This is a genomic window from Amycolatopsis thailandensis, assembly GCF_042723255.1.
GTDB classification, from domain to species: domain Bacteria; phylum Actinomycetota; class Actinomycetes; order Mycobacteriales; family Pseudonocardiaceae; genus Amycolatopsis; species Amycolatopsis thailandensis.
The window spans coordinates 139,127-159,684 of sequence record NZ_JBHXJK010000001.1 but is presented as its reverse complement, the minus strand read 5'-3'; the positions used below and the strand labels follow the sequence as shown (position 1 = coordinate 159,684).

At 70.5% G+C, this 20,558-nt stretch carries 19 protein-coding genes; 11 read left to right on the top strand and 8 right to left on the bottom strand.

The features are described 5' to 3' along the window. Positions 1–57: 57 nt before the first annotated feature. Positions 58–651, top strand: coding sequence for a TetR/AcrR family transcriptional regulator (locus ACFWMR_RS00735; protein WP_378375798.1), 594 nt, complete (start codon positions 58–60; stop codon positions 649–651). A 6-nt stretch (positions 652–657) separates the two neighbouring features. Here ACFWMR_RS00735 and ACFWMR_RS00730 read toward each other — a convergent pair whose 3' ends face one another. Beyond that, entirely contained in the window at positions 658–1,767 is a 1,110-nt protein-coding gene (locus ACFWMR_RS00730) for an FAD-dependent oxidoreductase (RefSeq protein WP_378375796.1), read from the bottom strand. Positions 1,768–1,837: 70 nt separating this feature from the next. Here ACFWMR_RS00730 and ACFWMR_RS00725 point away from each other — a divergent pair, with 70 nt between their 5' ends. Both ACFWMR_RS00725 and ACFWMR_RS00720 read left to right on the top strand, forming a co-directional pair. Then, positions 1,838–2,518, top strand: a complete 681-nt coding sequence (locus ACFWMR_RS00725) for a TetR/AcrR family transcriptional regulator (protein WP_378375794.1) — start codon at positions 1,838–1,840, stop codon at positions 2,516–2,518. Positions 2,519–2,585: 67 nt separating this feature from the next. Further along, positions 2,586–3,773, top strand: a complete 1,188-nt coding sequence (locus ACFWMR_RS00720) for a serine hydrolase domain-containing protein (RefSeq protein ID WP_378375792.1) — start codon at positions 2,586–2,588, stop codon at positions 3,771–3,773. Between the two features lie 2 nt (positions 3,774–3,775). On the opposite strand, the gene ACFWMR_RS00715 is transcribed toward ACFWMR_RS00720, so the two are convergent. Then, the gene (locus ACFWMR_RS00715) at positions 3,776–4,735 is read right to left on the bottom strand and encodes a helix-turn-helix transcriptional regulator (RefSeq protein WP_378375790.1); all 960 of its coding nucleotides are present in this window, start codon (positions 4,733–4,735) and stop codon (positions 3,776–3,778) included. Positions 4,736–4,819: 84 nt separating this feature from the next. Here ACFWMR_RS00715 and ACFWMR_RS00710 point away from each other — a divergent pair, with 84 nt between their 5' ends. Next, positions 4,820–5,191, top strand: a complete 372-nt coding sequence (locus tag ACFWMR_RS00710) for a VOC family protein (RefSeq protein ID WP_093935137.1) — start codon at positions 4,820–4,822, stop codon at positions 5,189–5,191. On the opposite strand, the gene ACFWMR_RS00705 is transcribed toward ACFWMR_RS00710, so the two are convergent. After that, a complete protein-coding gene (locus tag ACFWMR_RS00705) occupies positions 5,167–5,628 on the bottom strand; it encodes a MarR family winged helix-turn-helix transcriptional regulator (protein ID WP_378275645.1) in 462 nt (153 codons plus the stop codon). The genes ACFWMR_RS00710 and ACFWMR_RS00705 overlap by 25 nt on opposite strands. A gap of 63 nt (positions 5,629–5,691) precedes the next feature. On the opposite strand from ACFWMR_RS00705, the gene ACFWMR_RS00700 reads away from it, so the two are divergent. Together ACFWMR_RS00700 and ACFWMR_RS00695 are read left to right on the top strand one after the other, a co-directional pair. Next, positions 5,692–6,042 (top strand): MarR family winged helix-turn-helix transcriptional regulator, encoded by a 351-nt coding sequence (locus ACFWMR_RS00700; RefSeq protein WP_378375789.1) that lies wholly within the window; start codon positions 5,692–5,694, stop codon positions 6,040–6,042. A gap of 60 nt (positions 6,043–6,102) precedes the next feature. After that, a complete protein-coding gene (locus ACFWMR_RS00695) occupies positions 6,103–6,873 on the top strand; it encodes a dioxygenase family protein (RefSeq protein ID WP_378375787.1) in 771 nt (256 codons plus the stop codon). On the opposite strand, the gene ACFWMR_RS00690 is transcribed toward ACFWMR_RS00695, so the two are convergent. Then, the gene (locus ACFWMR_RS00690) at positions 6,870–8,036 is read right to left on the bottom strand and encodes an MFS transporter (RefSeq protein ID WP_378275648.1); all 1,167 of its coding nucleotides are present in this window, start codon (positions 8,034–8,036) and stop codon (positions 6,870–6,872) included. The genes ACFWMR_RS00695 and ACFWMR_RS00690 overlap by 4 nt on opposite strands. 90 nt (positions 8,037–8,126) lie before the next feature. On the opposite strand from ACFWMR_RS00690, the gene ACFWMR_RS00685 reads away from it, so the two are divergent. After that, positions 8,127–9,320 (top strand): ROK family transcriptional regulator, encoded by a 1,194-nt coding sequence (locus ACFWMR_RS00685; RefSeq protein ID WP_378375785.1) that lies wholly within the window; start codon positions 8,127–8,129, stop codon positions 9,318–9,320. A 210-nt stretch (positions 9,321–9,530) separates the two neighbouring features. Here ACFWMR_RS00685 and ACFWMR_RS00680 read toward each other — a convergent pair whose 3' ends face one another. Then, positions 9,531–12,797 (bottom strand): beta strand repeat-containing protein, encoded by a 3,267-nt coding sequence (locus ACFWMR_RS00680; RefSeq protein WP_378375783.1) that lies wholly within the window; start codon positions 12,795–12,797, stop codon positions 9,531–9,533. Positions 12,798–12,991: 194 nt separating this feature from the next. Beyond that, positions 12,992–14,005 (bottom strand): hypothetical protein, encoded by a 1,014-nt coding sequence (locus tag ACFWMR_RS00675; RefSeq protein ID WP_378375781.1) that lies wholly within the window; start codon positions 14,003–14,005, stop codon positions 12,992–12,994. 277 nt (positions 14,006–14,282) lie between these two features. Here ACFWMR_RS00675 and ACFWMR_RS00670 point away from each other — a divergent pair, with 277 nt between their 5' ends. The 3 genes from ACFWMR_RS00670 to ACFWMR_RS00660 are packed head-to-tail and all read left to right on the top strand — an operon-like array spanning position 14,283 to position 17,304. Then, positions 14,283–15,485 carry an AI-2E family transporter gene (locus ACFWMR_RS00670; RefSeq protein ID WP_378375779.1) on the top strand — a complete coding sequence of 401 codons (1,203 nt, stop codon included), beginning with the start codon at positions 14,283–14,285 and terminating at the stop codon, positions 15,483–15,485. Next, a complete protein-coding gene (gene macS / locus ACFWMR_RS00665; protein WP_378273597.1) occupies positions 15,482–16,648 on the top strand; it encodes a MacS family sensor histidine kinase in 1,167 nt (388 codons plus the stop codon). The genes ACFWMR_RS00670 and macS overlap by 4 nt, the downstream gene beginning before the upstream one ends. After that, complete coding sequence (locus ACFWMR_RS00660) at positions 16,645–17,304, top strand: response regulator (protein WP_093935129.1); 660 nt, start codon at positions 16,645–16,647, stop codon at positions 17,302–17,304. The genes macS and ACFWMR_RS00660 overlap by 4 nt, the downstream gene beginning before the upstream one ends. Before the next feature lies 1 nt (position 17,305). Here ACFWMR_RS00660 and ACFWMR_RS00655 read toward each other — a convergent pair whose 3' ends face one another. Beyond that, on the bottom strand, positions 17,306–18,232 hold the full coding sequence (locus tag ACFWMR_RS00655) for a hypothetical protein (protein WP_378375778.1): 927 nt from the start codon (positions 18,230–18,232) through the stop codon (positions 17,306–17,308). Positions 18,233–18,421: 189 nt separating this feature from the next. Between ACFWMR_RS00655 and ACFWMR_RS00650 the strand changes: the two genes are divergently transcribed. Beyond that, the gene (locus ACFWMR_RS00650) at positions 18,422–19,084 is read left to right on the top strand and encodes a DUF1707 SHOCT-like domain-containing protein (protein WP_093935127.1); all 663 of its coding nucleotides are present in this window, start codon (positions 18,422–18,424) and stop codon (positions 19,082–19,084) included. On the opposite strand, the gene ACFWMR_RS00645 is transcribed toward ACFWMR_RS00650, so the two are convergent. Continuing rightward, positions 19,081–20,499, bottom strand: coding sequence for an MFS transporter (locus ACFWMR_RS00645; protein ID WP_378375776.1), 1,419 nt, complete (start codon positions 20,497–20,499; stop codon positions 19,081–19,083). The two genes, ACFWMR_RS00650 and ACFWMR_RS00645, sit on opposite strands and share 4 nt — an antisense overlap. Between the last annotated feature and the right edge of the window lie 59 nt (positions 20,500–20,558).

Here is a 20,558-nt window from a genome sequence, read left to right as displayed (position 1 = left end):
CACCCTACGGGAAAACTCCATCAGGCGATGAAGAAAGAGTGTTAGGCTTCGGCGGCCATGACAGAGCACGACGGACACCGTCGTCCGGGCCGGTGGCGGTCCGGCGCGGAGAGCAAGCAGCGGGTCCTCCAGGTCGCCCGCGAACTGTTCGACCGGAACGGGTACAGCGGCACGACCGTGCGCGCCATCGCCACCGCGGCGGGGGTCGACCCGGCGATGGTCTTCTACTTCTTCGGCACCAAACAGGGTCTGTTCGGCGCGGTGATCGAACTGTCCGAGGACGTCCCGCCCGCCATCGAGTCGCTGTTCGACGGCGAACTCGGCACCCTCGGCGAGCGCGTCGTCCGGACGCTGCTGGAGAACCTCGACAAGTCCGACCGCACGCCGCTGGTCATGCTGACCAGGTCGGCGCCCACCGACCCGAAGTCGGAAGCGCTGCTGCGCGAATTCATCGACCGGGAGATCACCGGGCGGATCGCGGCGCTGCTCGGCACGCCGGACGCCCTGCGGCGAGCGAGCATGGTCAACGTCCAGATCCTGGGGCTCGCGGTGGCCCGGTACATCGTGCGTGTCGAGCCGATCGCCTCGGCGTCCGTCGACGAACTGGTCGCCTCGTTCGGTCCGCTCGTGCAGCACTGCCTGACCGGGTGAACGAGCTCAGTCCGGCTGGAAGAACGCGAGCATCCGCCGAGCGGCGTTCGGCGACATCAGCATTTCTTGCACCCGCGCGGACATGCGGGCGGCGTCGCCGGTGCGCTCGAACATCTCGCGTTCGTATTCCTTGACGGCGGTGGGGAGATCGTCCGGGTGCGCGGCCAGCGCCAGCCCGAGCCGGGCGCCGTCGAGCAGGGCCATGTTGGCGCCCTCGCCCACCGGCGGCATCAGATGCGCGGCGTCGCCGAGCAGGGTGACGTCCGGCGCCGGCTCCCAGGTGAGACCGAGCGGCAGGGTGGTGAGCGACCGCGGCACGACCACGTCGTCGCACGCCTCGATCAGCGCGATGAACCTCGCGTCCCAGCCCGCGAGCAGCTCGATCAGCCGTGCCTTGGCGGCGGCCGGGTCGTCGAACGGGATCCCGCTGGTCGCGAGCCAGTCCTCGCCGGTGTTGTAGAAGCTGAGGCCGATGCGGACGCGGCCGTCGCCGTTGCGCTGCGCCCCCAAGGACACTCCGTCGCCGAACACCCAGTAGTTGCCGCGGCCGACCATCGCCCCGAGGCCGGGGTGCGTGCGGTCGATGTCGGGAATCCCGACCTCGACGATGTTCTGCCCGAGATGCGCCGGACGGGCGTCGGTGAGCAGCGCGCGGACGCGGGAGTTCGCGCCGTCGGCGCCGACCAGCAGGCCGTACGTCGCGCTCCTGCCATCGGCGAAGCGCACGACGCCGTTTTCCGCGGACTCGTAGGCGTGCCCCCAGCGCACCGTGTCGTCCGGGAGGGAGTCCAGCAGCAGGTCACGCAGGTCGGCGCGGTCGACTTCGGGCCGGGCGAGCGGGGCGTCGTCGGGCGTGTCCTCCTGCAACAGCAGTGTGCCATCCGACTCGAGGAGCTTCATGTCCTGGCCCTCGCCGCGGGCGATCGCGAGAAACCCGTCGATCAGCCCGGCTTCGCGCAACGCCGGCTGACCGGAATGGATGTCGAGCATGCCGCCCTGGCCGCGCGCCTCGCGCGACGCTTCACGCTCGTAGACGACGGACTCGACGCCGTTGACGTGCAGAACCCGGGCGAGAGCCAGGCCGCCGAGGCCCGCTCCGACGATGGCGATGGTCATGGTTCCCCTCCAGCGATACAGTGTATTGATCAATACACTGTATCGCGCGATGCGTTGTATTGTCACCGGCATGTTGGTGTGGGAGAGGCCGGAGCCACCGAGCAGGCCGGCGCTGGCCCCGTTGAGCCGGGACCGGATCGTGCGGACGGCGATCGAGCTGGCCGACGCGGACGGCCTGGACGCGGTGTCGCTGCGCAAGATCGCGACCGCGCTGGACGTCGGCCCGATGCGGCTTTACGGCTACATCGACAGCAAGGAGGAGCTGCTCGACCTGATGGTCGACGCCGCCCACGCCGAGATCCGGCCTGCCGGGAAGGGCTGGCGGGAAACGCTGCGATCCTTCGCCGAAGCCATGCGGCGCACCGTGCAGGAGCACGAATGGCTCGCCGAACTCCTGGGCGGCAGGCCGCGGCTCGGGCCGCAGACGATGGCGAGCGCGGAGGCCGTGATGGCCGAGCTGAACGACCTCGGCGTGGACGCGATCATGCCGGTGGTCGCCGCGGTCAACGCTTACACGATCGGCGCGGTGCGGCGGGAGATCGCCGAACGGCGGGCGGAGCGGGCCACCGGAATGGACGAGAAGCGCTGGCAGGCCGAATTCGGGCCTTATCTGACGCGGGCCTTCGCCTCCGGCAAGCTCCCGACACTGGCCACGGTGGTGCGCGAGGCCGCCCACCTCGACGCCGACGAAACCTTCCGGATCGGGCTCGACTGCCTGCTCGACGGCATCGAGGCCCGCGTCTCACGCTGACGCGTGACCGTGCCCATGTCAGCGGCGTGACTGCCTCGTGTCAGCGAGGTCCGCGAACGTAGTCGACATGAGCACATCACTGAGGGGTACCAAGAACATCGTCCGCCGGGTCGGCGCCGCGGCGCTGGCCGCCGCGCTGCTGACGGGCCTGACCGTGCCGACGGCGTCCGCCGCACCGGCCCGCCCGGACCTGCAGCGGACCATGCAAGAGTTCGTGGACGCCGGATTCGGCGGGATGCAGGTGCGCGTCCGTGACGAGCGGGGCGAATGGACCGGCAGCGCCGGTTTGCGCGAGCTGGGCGGCACCGCGAAACCGCCGACCAACGGGCACTTCCGCGTCGGCAGCACCACGAAGAACTTCACCGCGACCTTGGTGCTGCAGCTGGTGGCCGAGGGCAGGATCGGGCTCGACACCCCGGTGGCGGGGTTCCTTCCCCGGTTCGGGCTGGACTCGCGGATCACCGTTCGGATGCTGCTGCAGCACACGAGCGGGCTGTTCAACCACACCGGCCAGTACAACCCGGACGGGACGGTCACGCCGGGAATCCCGTGGGCCGGCAAGGAATGGGTGGACCTGCGTTTCCACACCTACCGGCCCGAGGAGCTGGTCCGGCTGGCGGTGTCGAAGTCCCCGGTCTTCGAACCGGGCGCGCGCTGGGACTACTCCAACACCAACTACGTGGTGGCCAGGCTGCTCGTCGAGAAACTCACCGGCCGCCCTTTCGCCGAGGAGCTGGACCGGCGGATCCTGCGACCGCTCAAGCTGCGTGACACGCTGTCGCCGGGCGCCTGGCCGGGGATGCCCCAGCCGTACGCCCACGCCTACTACCAGTACGACGACGGCGGTCAGCGGAAGACGATCGACGTCACCCACCAGAACCCGTCCTGGATCTCGAGCGCCGGGGACATGATCTCGACGACCAAGGATCTCCAGACGTACTTTTCCGCTCTGCAAAGCGGAAAGCTCCTCCCGGCCTGGCTGATGACCGAGATGCGCAAAACCCACCCCGGAAGCGCGAGCCTCTACGGCTTCTACGGTCTCGGACAGTTCTCGCAGGACTTGGGCCCCGGTTGCGGCATCGTGCTCAATCACAACGGCAGCAACAACGGCTATGGGGCGTTGATGTACAGCACGCCCGACGGCGGCAAGACGCTGACCGGGTCGATCACCGCGGGCGACCCCGAGAACGACCCGGTGCCGTCGTACCCGGCGGCTCTGGACAAGCTCGTCAAGAAGGTGTTCTGCGGCAAGTGAGCTCACCTTTCCCTGGCACGCTCCGCGAGCCGGTCCGCCAGCGCGCCGACCAGGTCGCGGAGCTCGGCGGGCCGCTCGATCACGAACGACCGGTCGAGCGCGGCGAGCAGCGGCGGGATCCAGTCGAGCCGCTGGGCCCGGATCCGGGCACGCACCCCGTCGCCGTCCGATTCCAGGACGGCCACGGACGGCGGGAAGACGGCACGGACCTGGTCGGGCGTCGCCTGGATCCGCACGGAGACGTCGTGCCGGTGCGGTGTCTCGGCCAGCGCGGTCAGCACTCGTTCGGCCGGGTCGAAGCCGTCGGGCGGGTCGAAGGTCCCGGCCCGCGCCTCGGCCGAGGCGATCCGGTCGACGCGGAAGGTGCGCACCTCGCCGCTGGCCGAGTCGAAGCCGGTCAGGTACCACCGGCCGGAGTGCGCGACGACGCCATACGGATGGACGACGCGTTCGCTGGCACCGCCGTGTCCGGCCAGGTACGCGAGCTCGACCGGGTGACGGCCCCGCGCCGCCTCCGCGACGGTGAGCAGCACCTCGGCTTCGGCCGAAAGGGCCTTCCTGACCGGTGCGGTGAAGTCGGCGGTCTCCAGCAGCGCGTCCAGCCGTCGGCCGAGCGCTTCGGGCAGCACGCGGCGGACTTTCGCGACCGCGCTTTCGGCGGCCGCGACCGAAGTGGTGATCAGCCCGGCCCGCTGTCCCGCGACCAGGCCGAGCAAGACCGCCAGTGCCTCCTCGTCGGTGAGCATCAGCGGCGGCATCCGATAACCGGGGGCGAGGCGGTAGCCGCCGTACCGGCCGCGCACCGAACGGACCGGGATGTCCAGGTCGAGGAGGTGCTCGGCGTAGCGGCGGACGGTGCGTTCGTCGACGTCGAGCCGCCGCGCGAGTTCGGCGACGGTGCGCGTGCCGCCGCTCTGGAGGATCTCCAGCAACGCGAGCACGCGGGAGATGGGCCGGGTCACAGCCCTGAGAATACCGGGCGGATCCTGCCCGGTATTGCTCCTAGCGTGGCGGTGTTCCGCTTTCCGGCATCGAAAGGACCAGCCATGCAGTTCGTTTCCGTCCGCGTGATCACCCACGACGTCGCCCGGCTCGCCGGGTTCTACGAGAAGGCGACCGGCCTCGACGCGCGGTGGCGGGCCGAGCAGTTCGCCGAGCTCGTCGGCCCGTCGTGCACCTTGGCGATCGGCAGCGCCGAGACGATGACCCTGTTCGGCGGCGCCGCCGCGGTGCCGGAGTCGAACCGGACCGCGATCCTCGAATTCCGGGTCGAGGACGTCGACAGGGAGTACGCGCGGCTGGCGGACCTGGCCGAGATCGTCCAGGAGCCGACCACGATGCCGTGGGGGAACCGGTCCCTGCTGTTCCGCGACCCCGACGGCAACCTGGTCAACTACTTCACGCCGAGCGCGCCGTAGTTCCGGACGAACGAGGTGAGCAGCCGGGCGAACTCGGCACGGTCTTCGTCCGGCCAGTCCGCCATCGCCTCGGCGAACACCGAACGGCGGAATTCGTGCATACGCGTCACCGCGGCGCGCCCGGTCTCGGTGAGCACGAGAACGGCGCGGCGGCCGTCGCGCTGATCGGCTTCGCGCCGGAGGAAACCGTCCTCGACCGCCCGCGCGACCAGACGGCTCGCGCGCGGCTGGTCGATGGTCAGCGCCGCCGCGAGGCTGGTGACGGTGCCGGGTTCGCCGTTCTCCTCGGCCGCTTCGACGGCGTCGAGGAGGCCCTGAACCGCCTGGTCCGGCATCGCTTCGGCTCGATCGCGGGCGAGTTTCGACAGCGACCGCCTCGCCTGACTCCGCCGGATGGCGATCATCGCGCGTTCCACGTCGGCCACGGCGTCCGTCATTGCCCATCCTCACCAGTTGCATGTACTTTTACATGTAGTTGCCGTCTACATGAAGGAGTATCCATGAAACCCATCGGCTTCTGGTTCGCCCACCTTCACCAGGCCCTCGAATCTTCCATGGAAAAGGTCTTCGCCGACGAGGGACTGACCCGTCGCCACTGGCAGGTCCTGAACACGATCGACATCGAGGACTTGTCGCCCTTCGGAGACGTGCGGGCGGTCGTCACGGATCTGCGGACTCGCGGCTGGATCGACGCGGGCGGCCTGACCGAAGCCGGCCGGGAGGCACATCTACGGCTGAAGACCAAGGTCGGCGAGTTCCGTTCCCGCGCGACCGAAGGCATCAGCGACGAGGAATACCGGACGACGATCGGCGTACTGGAGCGGATGGCGGCGAACCTCGCGCGGGAATAACGCGGAACCCGGCGACGTCGTCTATCCTGGTAGTTGAAAGTTCAAACACTTGGAGCAGACATGACGCCGGTGCTCTACCTCAGCCACGGCGCGCCGCCGCTCGCCGACGACGCCACCTGGACCCGCCAGCTCGCCGGCTGGTCGGCGGACCTCGAAAAGCCGAAGGCGATCCTCGTCGTCTCCGCGCACTGGGAAGAGGCACCGCTGACCCTCGGCGCCACCACCACGGTGCCGCTGGTCTACGACTTCTGGGGCTTCCCCGAGCACTACTACCAGGTGAAATACGCCGCGCCCGGCGCTCCCCAGCTGGCGGACAAGGTGCGGAAACTCCTCCGCTCGCCGGAGACTCCGGTCCACGACGCGCCCGACCGCGGTCTCGACCACGGCGCGTACGTCCCGCTCGTGGAGATGTACCCGGACGCCGACGTCCCGGTGCTCCAGGTGTCCATGCCGTCGCTGGACCCGCGGGAGCTGTTCGACCTCGGCCGGAAGCTCGCGCCGCTGCGCGACGAGGGCGTGCTGATCATCGGCAGCGGCTTCTTCACGCACAACCTGAGCGCGCTGAGTCAGACCGACGGCACCGACGGGGCGCCGCCGTCGTGGTCGAGCGAATTCGACCACTGGGGTGCGGAGACCCTGCGCCACGGCGACCTCGACGCGTTGCTGGACTTCCAGCACAAGGCCCCCGCCGCGGCGCTCGCGCACCCCAGGATCGAACACTTCGCGCCGTTGTTCGTCTCGCTCGGCGCGAGCTCGTCGGAGGGGAAGAGCGAGACCGTCATCGACGGCTACTGGCACGGCCTCGCCAAACGCTCCCTGCAGTTCGACTAACGGGAGCGAAGGACGCCGGCGCCCGCCACCAAGCCGAGCGCCAGCAGCGTGACCACCGCGAAGGACACCGTCAGCGACGTCAGGTCGGCGATCCCGCCGATCAGCGACGGCGCGACGAGCCCCGAGGAGTAGGTGATGGTCGCGACGCCCGCGATCGACTGGCTCGGCGTCGGCCCACTGCGCCCGGCCGCCGCGAAGGCGAGCGGCACCACGACGGAGACGCCGAGCCCGATCAGCCCGAACCCGGCCATCGCCATCACCGGATGGGCGGCGAAGACGACCAGCAGCCCGCCGGCCGTCGCGAAAGCGCCACCCGTGCGGACCGTCTTGACCGAACCGAAGCGCCGCACCAGCGCGTCACCGGAGAGGCGGGCGACCGCCATCGTGCAGGTGAACGCGGTGGTCGAAGCGGCCGCGATGCCCGGCGAGGTGCCGAGGACGTCGCGCAGGTAGACGGCGGACCAGTCGAGGCTCGCCCCCTCGGCGAAGACGGCGCAGAACGCGACGGCACCGATGATCACGGCCGACTTCGGCGGCAGCGCGAACCGTGGCGGCGGGTTCTCGTCGGGCGCGCTGCGGACGTCGAACACGCCCTGACAGATGAGCGCCCCGGCGATGGTGAGCACCGCGGACGCGATCGCGAAGTGGATACGGGCGTCCAACGCGGCATGCGCGGCGAGCGTGCCCGCCGCGGAGCCGACGAGCGCGCCGGTGGTCCACATCCCGTGCAGCCCCGACATGACCGACTTGCCCATCTTCGCCTCGACGTCGACGCCGAGGGCGTTCATCAGCACGTCCGAGGTACCGGCGGCGGTGCCCATGACGAACAGTGCGAGGCACAGGGTGAAGAGGTTTCCCGCCAGGGACGGGAGGATCAGCGCCAGCGTCCAGTACGCCAGCAGCACCCGAAGCCCCAGCCTGCCGCCGAGCCGGTGCCCGATCCGCGCGGCGAGCGGCATGGTCAGCGAGGCACCGATGGCGGGGAAGGCGAGCGCGAGGCCGAGCTGGCCCGCGCTGATCCCCGCGTGTTCCTGGATCCACGGGATCCGGGTGGCGAAACTGCCGGTCACCGCGCCGTGCACGGCGAAGACGGCGGCGATGGCGACCCGCGCCTGCCGCACCCGCCGCGTCGGCGCACCGACGGTTTCCACTGTGTTGGTCACTGGGCCCCCAAGGTCCATGAGACGACTCGACGACGACAGCGTAAACTATCAGGAAGGGAACCTGATAATTAATTCTGGGAGGATCCAACGGTGAGTGCCATCCGGATGCCGTCCGCCTCCCCGAGTACCGCGCGGGCCATCAACGACCGCCTTGCCCTCGACCTGCTCCAACGCGAGGGCTCGCTGACGGCCGCCCAGCTCAAGACGTTGACCGGGCTCTCCCGGCCGACCGTCGCCGACCTGGTCGAGCGGCTTCAGGACGCCGGGCTGATCGAGGTCGTCGGCGAAGCGGGAGCGGAACGCCGCGGGCCGAACGCGAAGCTGTACGGCATCGTCGCCGACCGCGCGTACCTCGCCGGTCTCGACGTCCGCACCCACGGGATGGCCGTTTCGGTCGCGGACCTGCTCGGACAGACCCGGGCGGAGGCTTCGCTGCCGTTCGCGCTGGACGTCGACACCGACGTGGCCGTCGAGCGGGCGATCGCTCTGCTGGAGGCCACCACCGCCGAAGCGGGCGCGACCGCGCTGCACACGATCGCCGTCGGCGCTCCCGGCCTGGTCGACCCGGCGACCGGCGGTCTGCGACCGGCCGGCGGACTGCCCGCGTGGCACGGGAAACTCGTCGACGAACTCCGGCGGCGGCAGGGTGTCCCGGTGCTGCTGGAGAACGAGGTCAACCTCGCGGCCGCCGCCGAACAGCGGCTCGGCGCCGCCCGCGGCCGCGACACCTTTGTCCTGCTGTGGCTCGGTTTCGGCGTCGGCGCGGCCGTCGTCCTCGACGGTTCGCTGCGGCGGGGCGCGTCGGGCGGCGCGGGCGAGATCGGGTTCCTGCCGATGCTGGGCCCCGGACGGCTCCCGACGGCGACCGACTGCGACGGCGGCTTCCACACCTTGGCCGGCAGTGCCGCGCTCTGCGAACTCGCCCGCGAGCACGGCATCCCCGCTTCGTCGGCCGACAACGCCGAAGCGGCCGCCGCGGCCGTCGGCTACGCGATCGACGCGGGCGCCGAGGAGTTCCTGAAGATCGTCGCGGAGCGGATCGCGATCGGCGCGGCCGCGGTCACCGCGGTGCTGGACCCGGGCTGCGTCGTGCTCGGCGGCGAGATCGGCCGCGCGGGTGGCGACGCGCTGGCGGCCCGGGTCAGCGGCAGGCTCGCGGAGATCTCACCGCTGCGGACCGAGGTGCGGGCGGGGACCGTCGGCGGGAGCGGGGTGCTGGAAGGCGCGGTGCTGACCGCGATGGGCGCGGCCCAGGACGCGCTGTTCACTCCCGGGTCCGACTGAGCGGTCGTGGGGCTGAAGGGGACTTTCCCCGCTTCTGACGAGGCGAAGGGCGCTTTCGTCGCATCGCATGCGGCGAAAGTCCCCTTCGCGTCACCGCCTCGCGTGACTGAGCGGACGACACGCGTGATCGGGCGGACATGACAAAGCGGGCCCGGGAGTGACTCCCGGGCCCGCTTCGGTTCATTCAGTGGCGCTAGCCGACTGGCAGGTTCACATGGTGTGGAACTTCTTGCCGGTCAGGGTGCCGATGAAACGCTGGAACATGCTCAGCGGCGACGAGTCGACGTTCGCCAGAGCCGGGACCTGCGCGGTCGGCATCGCCGGGGTGTTGTTCACGACCGGCAGCGTGCCCGCGGTGGGCAGCTGCACCGGCAGCGCGCCGGCGGTCGGGAGCGCACCCGCGGTGGGCAGAGCGCCCGCGGTCGGCAGGGCGCCGGCCGTCGGGAGGGCCACCGGCAGGGTGCCCGCGGTCGGCAGGGCGCCGGCCGTGGGGAGCTGCACCGGCAGCTTGCCGACGGTGGGCAGGCCGTTCAGCGCCGGGAGGGCCGGCAGCTGCGCGACCTTGGGGGCGTCCGCACGAGCGGCGTCACCGGGCAGGGCCGGGGTCTTCGGCAGGGCCGGGACACCGGGCAGCGCCGGGGTGCCGGGCAGCTCGGGCAGGTCCGCCTTCGGCATCTGCGTCGGGAGAGCCGTCAGCCCCTTCAGGGCGGACAGACCGGCCTGAAGGCCACCCAGCTGGGGACCGTCGGCGCGGGCGCCACCGATCGCCGGGGTGGACGGCATGGCACCGGCACCGTTCAGCGCGGGGGCGCCGAAGGGCAGGGTGGGCAGCGCGTCGATCGGCATCTCCGAGCCCACCGTGTCAGTGAAGGCGCGGGTGTACTCCTCGTCGTTGATCTCGGTGTCGTCGGTCGAGTTCTCGTCCGCGATGGCCAGCACCGGGATCTCGAGCTCGTTCAGCGGAACCGAGAACACCAGCGGGTGGTGGAAGTTGAAGCCCGACAGGGCCTCTCCACTGCCGTCGGTGATGCTGTCGCCGCCGGCCTGGCCGTCGATCATGCTGTCCGCGTCGGTCTCGGAGACGCCGCCGGCCGCCGCGATGGCGTCGCCGAACACCTCCGGAACGGCCGCGACCGGGATGTCGAGGATGTTGCCCGAGAGCGATCCTTCGGTGCCCGAGGTCTCGACGTCGCCACCCGAGGTGGCGTCGACGGTGTCGGAGCCGACGGCGTCGGCGATACCGGCGGCCGCGACCGCGTCGTGCGTGACGGGCACGATCGGCAGCGCCTGCGCGCCGATGATGTTGCCCGAGACCGCGCCTTCGTCACCGGTGGTGGTGGCGTCGCCACCGGCCGCCGACATGACGTCGTTCACGCTGTTGCCCTTGGCGATGCCCGCCGCGGCGGCGCCGAGGCCGGTCACCGGGACGGTGCCGCCGACCGGCGTCTGGACGATGTTGCCCGCCAGGGCGCCTTCGTCACCGTTGGCGGTGGCGTCGCCGCCGGCCGCCGAGTCGGTCAGGTTCGAGCCCTCGCCCGAGGCGATTCCGCCGAGCACCGCGGCGAAGTTGTGCGCCTGGACCGGCAGGGAGACCGGGCCGTAGACCAGGTTGCCCGAGCCCGCGCCGTTGTCACCGGTCGCGTGGACGTCGCCGCCCGCGTTCGAGGTGGTGTCGCCGTCCGCGCCGCCGTGGCCCTGACCGATGAACGCGCCACCGATCCCGAAGGCCTGCACCGGCAGCGAAACCGGCACGGTGCCCAGGTTGGAGCTGAGGAAGCCGTTGTCGTCGGCGGTGTTCCCGCCGCCGCCACCGGAGACGACCTTGGTCTCGTCGGCCGAGCCGGAGCCCTGGCCGATGAACGAGCCGCCCACGCCGAAGACCTCGGCCGGAACCGCGGCCGGGACCTGGACGATGTTGCCCGAGCCGGACGAGTCGTTGCCCGTGGTGCCGTCGTACCCGCCGGCGGTCACGGTCTTGGTCTCGGTCGCCTCGGCGACGGCCTGGCCGATGTGCGAGCCACCGACGCCGTAGACCTCGGGGGCCAGCGCGGCCTGGGTGTTGACGACGTTGCCCGCGAGGGTGGAGTCGTCACCCGTGGTGTGGCTGCCGTTGCCGGCGTTCGCGTCGACGGTGTTCTCGCACGAGGTGGAGGACACGTTGCCGATGTAGGTGCCCGCGATGCAGGTCACCTCGACCGGGGCCGCCACGGCCGGGTCGACGATGTTGCCGCCGCCCGCGGAGCCTTCACCCTCGGAGCTGACGAAGCCACCGGCGTCGACGACGCTGGAGTGGCTGGTGCCGCCGTCCTTGCCGGTGTTGGCCAGGCCGACCCAGCTGGCGGCCACGCCGCCGACGTTCGCGACGTCCGCGGTCTGCGGCACGATCGCGTTACCCGCGACAGCCGAGTCCTCGCCGGAGGTCTGCACGTAGCTGGGGACGTTGCTCCAGCCGGGCGTGGTGTCGCCGGCCTGCGCGTCCGCCGCGGAGCTGCTGTTCGAGTTCGCGAGCGAGCCGTGCGCGGCCGCCGCGTTGTCGTTCACCTTCACCGGGAGGGCGATCGGCACCGCGCCGACGTTGCCGCCCAGCGCGCTGTCGTCACCGTCGGTCTCGACCCAGCCGCCGGAGGTGGCGTCGGTCTCGGCCTCGTAGCCGGAGCTGTTGGCGTTGCCGATGATCCAGGACGCGGCGTTGCCGGTGACCTGGACCGGGGTGGCGAACTGACCGGCCACCACGTTGCCGGAAAGGGCGGAGCCCTCGCCGTCGGTGGTGACGTTGCCGGTCTCGGTGGTGCTCTGGCTGGCGGAACCGCCGACCACGCGACCGGTGCCACCGGCGAGCCCACCGGCGTTGCCGGCGATCTGCACGGGCAGCGCCCAGTCCAGGGACACGACGTTCCCGGCGAGGCTGGAGTCCTCACCGGTGGTCTCGACGTCCTGGTTGTGCGACCACGTCTGGTCGTGGCTGCCGCCCTCGACCTCGGCGTCGCCGATCACGCCGATGGCGTTGTCGACGATCTGGATCGGGACGACGACGTCGCCGACGACCTTGTTGCCCTTGAGGATGTCGTCCGTGGTGGTGAACCCACCACCGGTCAGCCCACCGCTGACCTGACGGGCCGAGTCCTTCGCGGCCAGCGGCGCGGGGACGGCGTTCTTGCCGGAGAGGCTGGGGAGCCCTCCGCCGATGCCGTCGGTGCTGCTGCCGGGCGAGGTGACGCCGTCGATCGCGTCGGAAGCCGGCTTGGTGACGGCCTTGGTGCTGACCTCACCCTTGTAGCCGGGGACGTCGAGCTGGCCGAGGGGCGTGCCGACGGCGTTGTTGTCGATCTCGATGGGAACGGTGACGTTCGCGTCGAGCGGGGAGGCAGGGGTGTCGGGGTTGACCTGTTCGTCAGCCGACGCGATGCCGGTGCCCAGCATCAACAACCCACCCGTGACCAACGCGGTCTGGAGTCCGCGCTTTGCCCAGGATTGCATGGGGTAGTTCTCCTTCATTTCGGGTTCCCTTTCGGGTTTGAGGAGGTGCTCTCGAACGAGCACCAGAGGGGGGTGGAACTGGATGCGGGCGCACAAAAGCGCACCGCCGTTTCGCGGGGGATCAGGAGCGGACGCGAAAGCGACCCGGAATCGGGAGGCTCAGGGCGCGTCGGCTACCCCGCGGAGGGAGGTGTTCAGTCAGGAGTGACGCCGGGCTGCGAGCCCGGGGTGAGCGGCATGTACCGCGTGCCTGCCAGCGTGTAGCCGGTCAGGGAACGCTCGACGGCGGCGACGAGCCAGGCGGGAACGCCGTGGGTCAGGCCGTCGAGGTGACCACCGGGAGCGTTGCCGCCACCGGGGACAGTCGGGATGGAAGGCGCGACGGGAAGCGGCGCCGGGGTGAGCGGACGCGGGAAGTCGCCGCGGTGTCCGTCACGGGAAGGAGAGTCCTGGTCCTGGTCGAACGCGCCGGGCTGCTGCACGAGGGCCGGCATGGGGAGGACGGTCTCGGAAGAAGCGGGGAACTGCGTCGTCGCCAGTGCGGCGAAGTCGGTGACCTGGTCGCCGGCGCCGATGGTGTCCAGCGGGGACTTCGGGTCGACCGGAGCGCCGCCGACCGGAAGGTCCGGGACGAGGTCGCCGTGGCCGTGCGGGTCGAGGAGGTCCCAGACCTTGCCGCCGAAGTCGGGTGCCGGGGCGAAGGTCTCGTCCAGCACCTGGCGGGTGTCCTGCGGCTTGCGGACGATGTGCTCGACGGCGCCGAGCGTCCGCTTGACCGGGGTGACGACCGAGTTGTCGGCGAAGTCGGTGACAGCGTCGCTGACCCGGGTGGAGACCTCGTGCTCGTCGGCGCGGATCTCGCCGCCGCAGTGACGCTTCGCCGGGGAGGTCTTGGACCCTTCCGGCATCGACCACGTGGTGGCGTCCTGGTGGTTCTCGCCGCACACCGCGCCGGCGACGTCGCCGGTGAACTTCGAAGCGCCACGGGAAACATCGGAAAGACCGGCCGTGGTGGCGTCGGTGACCGGGGTGACGCTCGTGTCGGGAGCGGAGACCACCGGGGCGATGTCCGCGGCGGCGGTGGCACCGGAAACGGCCCACGCGGCGGCGGAACCGGCGACGGCGCCGCCGAGGACGAACAGCGCACGCGAAGCGAGACGGCCGAAGCGCGCCGCGCCCCGCCCCTCGTTCTTCGCCGCGTTCGTCACTCGGTCTCCTGTCGCTTCGGTGTTCCGTTCATCGGTTGCGGGACCGAGGTAAGCAAAGGGCGGAAGGCCAAAGCGAGCCAGGAGCGCCTTGATGGCACGATCGTGTGAAGAACACACGGTGTAGCCCGAAATCACGATCAGTGATCACGCCAGGCGGGGCCTGGTTACTCCAGGGTCGATCGCCGGTCGATGTGTCAAGCGTCGCATCGGGCGAATTCGACCGTGCGCGTTGCCCGGAATGTTCAAGAACGTCGTCTCGGACCGATACGGTGAGCGCGTGAGCGAGCCCCAGCGCAAGCAGCAGGAATTCAACCCGTCGAACCCGTTCCTCTCCGAGTCCACCGAAGACGTCACCAGCCTGGTGCCGCGCGGCTTGCGGATCGGCGCGGCGTTGTCGTGGCGCTTCATCGTGGTGATCGCCGCGCTCTACGTGATCGTGTTCCTGATCGGCTACCTGTCGGTGGTCGTGATCCCGCTGTCGATCGCGCTGCTGCTCGCGGCGCTGCTCGCGCCCGCGGTCTCCAAGCTGACGGCGATCAAGTTCCCGCGCGGGCTCGCGGCCGGGATAGTGCTGATCGCCGGGCTCGCGGTGCTGGGCGGGCTGCTGACGTTCGTCGTCGCGCAGTTCTCCTCCGGCCTGCCGGAACTGCAGAAGCAGCTGACGGAGAGCCTCAACCAGATCAAGAGCTGGCTCATCGACGGGCCGCTGCACCTGCGTCAGGAACAGATCCAGGAGTTCATCAACCAGGCGATCAGCTTCCTGCAGAACAACCAGGCGTCGATCACCACCACCGCGCTCACCACGGCGGGCACGGTCGGCGAGATCGTCACCGGCTTCATCCTGACGCTGTTCATCCTCATCTTCTTCCTCTCCGGCGGCGACCAGATCTGGTCGTTCCTCGTCCGTGGTGTGCCGGGACGGGTGCGCAACCGGGTCGACGTCGCCGGGCGGCGCGGGTTCGCTTCGCTGGTCAGCTATGTGCGCGCGACGGCTGCGGTGGCCGTCGTCGACGCGGTCGGCATCGGCATCGGGCTGGCGATCGTCGGGGTGCCGCTGGTGATCCCGCTGGCGACGCTGGTCTTCCTCGGCGCCTTCATCCCGATCATCGGCGCCGTGATCGCGGGCGCGGTCGCGGTGCTGATCGCCCTGGTGACGAAGGGCGTCGTCGGCGCGCTGATCGTGCTGGCCATCGTCATCGGCGTCATGCAGCTGGAGAGCCACGTGCTGCAGCCGATCCTGCTGGGCCGCGCGGTGAAGCTGCACCCGCTCGCCGTGGTGCTCGCGATCACCGCCGGTCTCGTCGCCGCCGGGATCGCCGGCGCGCTGCTGTCGGTGCCGCTGCTCGCCGTGCTCAACGCCGGCATCCGGTCGCTGCTGCACGAACACGATCCCGACCCGGCGGAGATCGACGTCCTGCGGGATCAGGCGGCGACACCGAACGATCCCGGTGAAGAGGAAGAGTCCGAAGCCAAGTCATGACGGACACCCCGCTCTGGCGAGCGGTTTCGGCGCTCGGCACCCGGGACCCCGCCACTCCGCTGTGGCGCGGCGTGATCGTGCTTCGCGTGACGACGCTGCTCTTCGCGTTGGGCTCGTTCGTCGTCCACTACGACGGCTATACGAACAAGTGGCTCGCGTGGACGTCGTTCGGCGTGATGACGGTGTGGACGGTGCTCAGCAGCGTGTTCTACGCGCGGCCGTCGACCCGCTGGCCGTGGCTGGTCGGCGTCGATCTCGTGCTGACCGTCGTCCTCATGTTCACCTCGGCGTGGATCCTGACCGCCGCGCAGTTCGACGCCAACACCCCGCTCATCACGACGGTGTGGGCGGCGGTCCCGCCCGCGGCGGCCGGGACGCGGTTCGGCGCTGTCGGCGGGGTGCTCGCCGGGCTGGTGGTCTCGGTGGTCACCGGCCTGGTGCGCTGGCGGTTCGACGTCGACGTCGCGCGGGACGGTTTCCTGCTGACCGCGAGCGGGTTCGTGATCGGGCTGGCCGCGACCATGGCCCGGCGGTCCGCGGACGCGCTGACCAGGGCGTTGCGCATGGAGGCCGCGACGGCCGAACGGGAGCGGCTCGCCCGCTCGATCCACGACAGCGTCCTCCAGGTGCTCGCGCGGGTGCGCAAACGCGGCGCCGAATTCGGCGGGGAGGCCGCCGAACTGGCGAAACTGGCCGGTGAGCAGGAGATCGCGCTGCGGGCGCTGGTCACCACCGAGCCCACGCATCCGAGCGAGAACGGGACCACCGACCTGCGGTCCGCGCTGCAACTGCTCGCGACGCCTTCGGTGCAGGTCTCGACGCCCGCCGGCGAGGTGCAGCTGCCCGAGCACGTGACCGCGGAGCTGGTCGCGGTGGCGCGCGAGGCACTGCTGAACGTCGAGAAGCACGCGGGCGAAGAGGCGCGTGCCTGGGTGCTGCTGGAGGACCTCGGCACCGAGGTCGTGGTCAGCGTCCGCGACGACGGCCCGGGAATCGAGCGGGGTGTGCTGGAACGAGCGGCGGCCGAGGGACATCTAGGTATCGCGGAGTCCATCAAGGGGCGCGTGCGGGATCTGGGCGGAAGTGTCGCCCTGGACACCGCGCCCGGCCAGGGCACCGAATGGGAAGTCAAGGTTCCAGTGGCGGCGAGAGGAAAGCGATGACCGACGCGCCCGGTGTTTCGGTGATGGTGGTCGACGACCACCCGATGTGGCGGGACGGCGTAGCCCGCGACCTGGCCGAACACGGTTTCGACGTGCGGGCCACCGCGCCGGACGCGCCCGCCGCGGTGCGGATCGCGCGCACGGTCAAACCGGACGTCGTGCTGATGGACCTCAACCTCGGCGAGACGTCCGGCGTCGACGCCACCCGCGAGATCACTTCGGAGCTGCCGTCGACCAAGGTGCTGGTGCTGTCCGCGAGCGGCGAGCACAGCGACGTCCTGGAGGCGGTGAAGGCCGGGGCGTCCGGTTATCTGGTCAAATCGGCTTCGGCGAGCGAGCTGGTGGACGCGGTCAAGCGGACGGCGGCGGGGGATCCGGTGTTCACCGCCGGACTCGCCGGGCTCGTCCTCGGCGAATACCGCCGCATGGCCGACGCGCCGGACGACGGCCCCGCGCCGCCGCGGCTGACCGAACGCGAGACCGACGTCCTGCGCCTGGTCGCCAAGGGGATGACGGCACGGCAGATCGCCGAGAAACTCGTGCTCTCGCACCGGACGGTGGAGAACCACGTCCAGTCGACGCTGCGGAAACTCCAGCTGCACAACCGGGTCGAGCTCGCCCGCTACGCCATCGAGCACGGGCTCGACGCCGAATAGCTCAGCCCTGGGCGATGGTCACCGCCGACGGGTTCCGCTCGGCGGGCAGCGGCGTTTTGACGATCGTCCACTGTGGCCGGTCGAGCCGCCAGCTCGCGACCACGTCGGTGACGAGCACCAGTTCGCCGTCGTCGCTCCACTCGACCGCGACCTGTTTGAGCGGGGTCGCGATCGGCATCGACGGCGCGCGCGTCCAGGTCAGGGTGTCGAGCGCGAGCACCCAGAGGTCGGCTGTCTGCGTGCTCGTCCCCGCCCAGGCGGGGTCGCCGAACAGGACGGCCACCTTGTACCCGTCACGGCTCGGCACCACCTGCCCCGGCTTGCCGTTGGCCACCGGCCACCGGACCGGTGTGCGCTGATTGTTCCGGAGGTCGAACACGGAGAACTCGGTCAGTTCGGCGAGCAGCATCCGCTCCTTGGTGATCGCGAGGATGCGGGGGAACTGGTGCACGGCGCGGCCGGTGGCGGGGTCGATCAGCACGTCCTCGGCGGTCGCCGTCCCGGCGTTCACCGTGATCAGCAGGCCCTGCGGCACCTCCTGGCGCACCGCCGTCGTGCAGCTCGCCGGACGGCCGCGGTCACGTTCGGCGCCGAGCAGCGAGACGAACTGAAGGCGGCAGAGGTCGTTGCCGTCGTCGCGGATCAGCCACACGCCGGTCTCGTCGGCCGACGGGGCCACACTGCGGGCCTTGCCCAGCTTCCACGGCTGGTTCTTCGGGTCCCCGTAGGCGAGCACCTCGGACGGCTCCACGCACGACGGCCCGCAGCGGGCGGCCGACAGCACGACCGGGAACTTGCCGACGCGGACGACATCGTTGACTCGGTCACCGGCCGGAGCACCCGGAAGCGGGGTCATGGCTCCGGTGGCCGGGTCGAGCATCGACGGCGGTGACGTCGCCATGACCAGGCGGAATCCGATGTAGTCCACCGGTATGCCTTCGAGTTTCGACGGTGGCGGCGGTGTCGGCACCGGAGCGGGCGCGGGTTGCGGGGTCGCGTCGGAGCATCCGGCCAGCAGGAGGACAGCCGCCAGTACGGCGGCACAGGGGAGAAATGCGGGTCTGTTCAGGGTATTTCCCCGATCTCGCGCGTGAGATCCGGTTCTACCATTCCAGGCATGGGCGAGGAAGAGCAGCCGACGACCGAAACCAAGCCGTTGACCGGACGGGACATCCGGGTCTCCGACGCGGAACGCGAACACGTCGTCGAAGTGCTGCAGAAGGCGATCGGCCTCGGGATGCTGAACCTCGACGAGTTCACCGAGCGGACCGACCGCGCCCTCGCTTCGAAGACCCGCGGTGAGCTGAACGCGGTGCTCACGGATCTGCCGGGCCTGGTGCATCCCGAAGCGGGAATGGTGCCGCGGCAGCAGCAGAACCCGTGGGCGCCGCCGGGGCCGCAGGCCTACGCCCGGTCGTCCGGGCAGGTCATGGAGCTCAACGGCAAGTACTCGGCGTTGCAGCGCAACGGGAACTGGCTGGTCCCGGAGTCGATGGTGGTCCGCAACAAGTACGGCGCCACGAAACTGGACTTCTCCCAGGCCGAGATCCGGTACCCGGTGGTGCACATCGACCTCCAGGCCAAATGGGGCCCGGTGGAGATCACCATCCCCGAGAACGCCGCCGTCGACACCAACTCGATCACCGACATCAAGTTCGGCAACCTCGACGACCGGACCCAGTCGAACGGCCGCCCCGGCACACCCCGGTTCGTCATCACCGGGCGCGTGCACGGGGGAGCGCTGATCATCAAGTACCCGCGGCGGGGTTTCTTCGGCTAGGCGCCCACTGGGCGCACGTGCCGGAGGTGCCTGAGCACGAAGTACGCGATCCCGGCCAGCACCAGCGCGGCCAGCCCGGACACGGCGTGCATGCCGGTGGCGAAGGCCTCGTGCGCGGGAACCGCGTCGGCGAGCTGAGCGCGGGTGACGGCGTTGCCCAGCGTCCCGACGGTCGCGATGCCCAGCGCGTAGCCGAACTCGTTGCCGGTCTGCGAAAGCGAGGCCGCCGAACCGGCCTTCTCCGGCGGCACGGAGCCGACGACCAGATCCGTGCCCAGGGTGACCAGCGGGCCCCCGCACAGGCAGGTGACGGCGAACGCGATCGACGGGAGCACCGGACCGGCTCCGGGCTCGACCTGCGTCAGCAGCAGGAATCCGGCGATCGCGCCCGCCAGCCCGGTGGCGATGAGCGAGGCGGGCCGGAAGCGGCGGGCGAGGATCGGGGCGACCAGGAAGCTGACGGTCGCCGCGAGCATGCCCGGCAGCAACGCCAGCGCGGCGCCGACCGGTGAGAGCTCCAGGACGATCTGGAAGAACTGCGCGACGAAGAGCATGGTCGTCCCGCCCAGCATGGAGAACGCGCACATCCCGCCCAGCGCCGTCGTGAACGCGGGGACGCGGAACAACTTCAGGTCGATCAGCGGGTCCTCGAGGATTCGCTGGCGCCGCACGAAAACCGCGCCGAAGCCGAGACCGATCAGGAGCGAGGCCACCGGGATCGGGTGGACGCCCTCACGGGCGAGTTCCTTGATGCCGTAGACCGCGGGCAGGATCGTGACCAGCGAAAGCGCGACACTCGTCAGGTCGAGGCGACCGGCGTTCTCGTTGCGGTACTCGGGCAGGAGCTTCGGGCCGACGACGAGCAGCAGGACCATCGCGGGGACGCCGAGCAGGAACACCGAACCCCACCAGAAGTGCTCCAGCAGCACACCGCCGACCATCGGGCCCACGATCGCGCCGACGGTGAAGCAACCGGCCCAGATGCCGATCGCGAGGGAACGCTGACGGCTGTCGAGGAACAGGTTGCTGATCAGGGCGAGCGTCGACGGCGCCAGTGTCGCACCGGCGATCCCGAGGATCGCGCGGGCGGCGATGAGCATCGGCGCACTGGTCGAAAACGCCGCCAGCACGGAGGCCGCGCCGAACGCCGTGGCGCCGATGAGCAGCAGTTTCCGGCGGCCGACGCGGTCGCCGAGGGTGCCCATGGTGACCATGAACCCGGCGATCATGAAGCCGTAGACGTCCATGATCCACAGCTGCTGGGTGCTGTCGGCACCGAGGCTCTGGCTCAGTTTCGGCAGCGCGAGGATGAGGACGAACACGTCGAGGGAGACCAGGAAAGTGGGGAGGGCCAGCACGGCCAGCCCGACCCATTCCCGGCGTCCAGCCCGTGTCGGGGTCTCGGTGGTCGTCATGGTCCGTTCCTTTCGTCGCTTCGGTGTCTTCACCAAGGCGTCGAAGTGGCGGACCGGAT